3 protein-coding genes are annotated in these 4,437 nt (G+C 56.3%); all 3 read right to left on the bottom strand.

Annotated elements, in window-relative coordinates:
• Positions 1-206: 206 nt before the first annotated feature.
• Genes ENN40_03040 through ENN40_03030 form a run of 3 tightly spaced genes read right to left on the bottom strand, consistent with a single transcriptional unit; the run spans position 207 to position 4,350 of the window.
• Positions 207-1,166 (bottom strand): tetratricopeptide repeat protein, encoded by a 960-nt coding sequence (locus ENN40_03040; GenBank protein HDP94317.1) that lies wholly within the window; start codon positions 1,164-1,166, stop codon positions 207-209.
• Positions 1,167-1,225: 59 nt separating this feature from the next.
• Entirely contained in the window at positions 1,226-2,188 is a 963-nt protein-coding gene (locus tag ENN40_03035) for a GWxTD domain-containing protein (GenBank protein ID HDP94316.1), read from the bottom strand.
• Positions 2,185-4,350 carry a GWxTD domain-containing protein gene (locus ENN40_03030; protein ID HDP94315.1) on the bottom strand — a complete coding sequence of 722 codons (2,166 nt, stop codon included), beginning with the start codon at positions 4,348-4,350 and terminating at the stop codon, positions 2,185-2,187. The genes ENN40_03035 and ENN40_03030 overlap by 4 nt, the downstream gene beginning before the upstream one ends.
• Between the last annotated feature and the right edge of the window lie 87 nt (positions 4,351-4,437).

Raw genomic sequence — 4,437 nt, 5'->3', positions numbered from 1 at the left:
GTCCTATCGGTTCTAATTCGATCTTGAGTCCCCCGGGGGGTATAGGTCTTATTGGTGGTCCTATTGATGAGCCCAATAGGTCCGATTAGTCCTATTGACGGGTCTTATGAATAGGTCCTACAGGACCTATAAGCCCCGCCCGCCTTCGCTGAAGCTTCGGCGGGTGGGGCTATCGCCCGAACAGCCAACCGCCCCCCCGGCGGGTACTACTCGAGAGAAGAAACCAGGTCGCGAATCACGTCCACCTGGGGATCGTCTTTGTCGGCTTTTTCCAGATAGGTTTTAAAAGCAACCACCGCCTCTTCCAGGTTGCCCTGATTGAGCAGGGCATAACCCAACTGGCGATAAGCCCTGGCCCAGTCCGGGCTGATCTCAATGGCCTGGCGATAGTATGTCACCGCTTCGTCGGCGTTGCCGGCGTTGAACAGGATTTCGGCCACGTTGTACGGCAGGGCCCGGTCGGAAGGATCAATCTCAATGGCCTTGGTGAAGTATTCCCTGGCCTTTTCGAAATCATCACGCACCATGAAGGCTTCGCCGATGCCGGCATACACCTGCGCGGCCGTGGCATTGCCTTCCATGGCGACACCTTCGGCAACCATGCCGTCCAGTACACGCTGGTAGGCGGCAATGGCCTCGTCGTACTGATTCAACTTGAAGTGGCAGTTGCCGATGTTGATGTTGACTTTGTAAAACTTTTCGTTCTTGGCCAGAAAGGCCTTGAACATGGCCAGGGCATCTTCGTAACGCCCGGCGTCATAGAGGTCGTTGGCGTTCTTGAAGTTTACCTTGGCGTCCTTGCCCTTGACCACATCGCCCTTGACATCATCCAGGGACTTGAGCACGATCACCTGTTCGGGGTTGCGGTTGATGCCGGATAGCTGGGTGCGGGAAACGGCGCGTACAAAGCCTTCCTTTTCCGCGGTGAACTGGTACTCACCCAAACCGAACCCGTGAATCGTCCAGCGGCCGTTTTCTGCCGACTCCGCATCAAGGGTCAGATTGTACTGCAACGATTCCATGGTGATCTTTACCCCGGGAATGGGATTACCGGCGGAATCCTCCACCAGACCCGTCACCCGTCCCTGCCCCCTGCCCTCCTGGGCAAAGAGGGCGAGGGTCGTCCCCAGCAGAATGGTTATACTGATCATCGCGATTCTTTTCATGTTCGCCTCCTATATGATCCAAACTATCGCTTTTCTTGTTGCTCTACAGGTGGGGCGGCTCACCTTTTTCCTGCCTTTACGCTTGTCATGCGGCGCGACTTGCGTCCGGACATCAGGTCGGTCACCACCACGTCCAGGGTGGATTTGCCGGGATCCAGGCGCACGGCCACGGGGATATTGAAGCGAAAATCCTCTTTCAACACGGCCTCCGCATTAAACTCCTCTTTCCAGTCGCGGGTGAATTTGTCTATCTTTTCCTTTTCATTGATCACCATCACGGCCACGTGAAGGTGGACCAGGATGCGATCTTCTCTTCGTTCAAACGCGACCCGTTTGGGACCGAAAGAGACCGTTACCTCGCCGGCGGCGGGATTGAAATCCACCTGGAAGTCGATCGCCTCCGGGAACGGGGAATCCTGTCCGCGCTTCACGATCATGTTGAATTTAAGTTCCTCGAGGATATCCATTACCCGCAGGGGCATGTATCTTTCGTCCATGCGGAAGATGCCGAAACCCCGTTCATCCACGAAGCGCAGGCGAAAGCCGCCGCCGCTGTAAGTGGTGCCGGTTGCACCCGAAAAGCCGTAGTACCAATCGATGACCCTGCCCTGCAGGCGCGGATCCGTGGTCTGGACATTTCGGTCCACTTCATCCGGCGGACCCAGTATCATGAAAAAACGGCCGCGGTCGGTGCGCCAGCCGGGGCGCTGCCCTTCCTGGAAATAGCGCTGCACGTGTTCAAAGCGGCGCAGCATTTCCATGCGGAATTCGTTGTCTTCAGTAAGGGGGTTGGGGTCCCGGATCTCCCAGAAATATTCGATAAAACGTTTTCGTAGCTGCGGCGAAGCCAGGTTGCGGTAGATGCGGCTTTCCTGGGACGTCATGATCGGCCTGGCCACCTGGTAAAACTCGTCCGTTTGCGGCTCCACTACCGGCGCGGGTCGATTGCCGCCACAGCCGCCAAGCAGCATGCCTCCGGCCAGGATCATGCCCGCCAGGCAGGCGGAATAGCGTGCGCTCATGGTTTCCTCCCCTTTTCCAGGCTTTGGAGCATTTTTCTCACGTCAACCTGGTCGGGATTCAGGCGCAACGAGGCTTCCAGCGCCTTGCGCGCCTCGACCTTTTCCCCGGTATTGGCCAGGGCCGCGCCCAAGGCGTTCAAAACCGAAGTGTCGCTGTCATAGACTTTGTTGGCTTCCAGCAGGGCTTGCACGGCCAGGGTGTTGTTTCCCTGGACGTGAAGGGCTTTGCCCCGCAGGGCGTGGTAATCAAACAGGTATTTGCGATCATTTTCCAGCGGGGCGATGATTTCAAGCAAACGCCGGGGATTGCGCTGCGCCAGCAGGAACTCGGCATAGGACTTGATCAGGGGGGGGAATTCCGGCTGCCTGGCCAGGGCGGCTTCATAATGATCGGCCGCGGGTCCGGGGCGGCCCGTGTTGGCGTACTGGGCGGCCAGCATCATGTCGAACAGGAACACCCGGTTTGACGGCAAGCGCTTGGAAGCAACCGGGGGATGAAACACCTGCTCCCGCGGCGCAATGGACAACCGGACTTCCCGGGAATCCAGCACTTCGTTCGCCGCGCCCAACAGGATGACCCGGACACGATAGGCACCATTGCCCGGGTTCTCGATTTCCATGTCGTGAACCCAGGTCTCTTTGCCGGCGGGGACATCCACCATATATGTACGGGCATAGGGGCGGAACTCCTGTTCATTTCTCACTTCAATCCTTGTTCTGAAGGCGGTTTCCGCACGGTCGCGATAAACGGAAAAGAAAAGATAAATCGATTCCTTCATGCCGAAACTGCTGTCCGGATCAATGGAAACCTGGCGGTCCACCACCTGGTAAGCCGCGAAACCTGGATCCCCCACGGGCTGAATGCGGTATGAGAGCAACGGACCGTACAGGCGGGGCGCGCCGCCGGTTGGGGCCGGTACCGTTACCTTGCGGTCAAAGTAACTGATTTCACGGTTCACCGAATTCTGCAGTACCGCAGAAAAGATGAACTCTCCCGGAGCCACGGGGAAGTAATCGGAAACCACAATCCCTTTGGACAGGCGGTTGTTGAGATCCTCCTCATTGGCATATACCGGAAAGTTCTTGGAGTATTTGAACAGTTCCCTGTCCGGATCATCGGCTGAGCGCAAAACCACCGTGAGCTCGTAATTAAAATAGAACTGATCGCGCTCATCGGAAAAGTCCACGGACAATAGTTCCGGAAGCAACGAAAAATGCAGGAAATGTGTGTTAAGCACCGGGTCACGCAACAGGGTCAACTGATTGCGGCTGTTCACGTAGTTGGTGACCACGTCCACGTCCACGATGCCTTTATAGTTGAGAAAGTTGCGCGCATAGGTGGCGTTTATGCGGCTTTTGGGCAGGTCATAAATGCGGGAGATCAGCATCGGCGCCTGAAGCGACGGGCTGTACCCGCTGCGTTGTTCTCCGGGAATCAGGCTCAAGGATGCCTCGGCGACCGTGGCGCTGTACTCTTTGATCGCCTTGTACAAAGCCTCGTAGTTCATGGGATCAATCGTATGCGACTGGGTGGTCAGCAGTGCCTGGGGTCCGTCCGCGGTGGGAAGATACAGGCGATACTGCCCCATGCCGCTGCGCTTGTAAAACACCACTCGGAACCCGGTCGGCAACCCGTTCTCGGCGTTGCCGAAATAATCCCAGATCAACACCGGGTGAAAGCCGTTGGTGATCACTTCCTCCTCGCTTACCGGAGGGCCCAGCAAAATATAGATGCGGCCGCGGTCGGTTTTCCAACCCGGAACCGGCGCACCGAACCTGAAATACTTGTTGGCATGCGCAAAGCGGCGCAGGTGTTCTTCGCGGAATTCGTTCTCCGGCGTGCCCCGAGTGGGGTCCCGTTGTTTCCAGAACAATTCGATCAAGGCATCCCGCTCTTTGTCTGATTTGAGACTCAAGAAAACCTTGCGCTCCATGGGCGTGATAATGTAATGGACCAGGTCCAGCCATTGCTGGTACCTTTCGTCCAGTTTTTCCGGGTTATCCTCTGCCGCAATGGGCGTGACGTTTCCCCATACCAGGACCAGAATCAGCAGCCCGATCCATACGCATCCGTGTCGCTTCATGTCTCTCCTCGCCATATACAGATGGAAATTCATCTTCATTATAATGGACCGTTCGAAATCCGTCAAAGATTCACTCATCAATTGCCGAAAACGCAACTACCGCGCAAGCTTCGATTTTCCCGCGAATAAAGTTACCTGACCAGAAAAATACTGATTTTTTTTGCC

The sequence above is a fragment of the Candidatus Aminicenantes bacterium genome, from assembly GCA_011049425.1.
GTDB lineage: Bacteria > Acidobacteriota > Aminicenantia > UBA2199 > UBA2199 > UBA876.
The sequence above is the reverse complement of the archived record's forward strand: the minus strand, read 5'-3'. Positions and strand labels throughout refer to the sequence as shown.

What these genes read in the sequence shown, in the direction of transcription:
- ENN40_03040 (HDP94317.1), bottom strand. Translation starts at nt 1,166, where the DNA reads ATGAAAAGAATCGCGATGATCAGTATAACCATTCTGCTGGGGACGACC.
- ENN40_03035 (HDP94316.1), bottom strand. Translation starts at nt 2,188, where the DNA reads ATGAGCGCACGCTATTCCGCCTGCCTGGCGGGCATGATCCTGGCCGGA.
- ENN40_03030 (HDP94315.1), bottom strand. Translation starts at nt 4,350, where the DNA reads ATGAGTGAATCTTTGACGGATTTCGAACGGTCCATTATAATGAAGATG.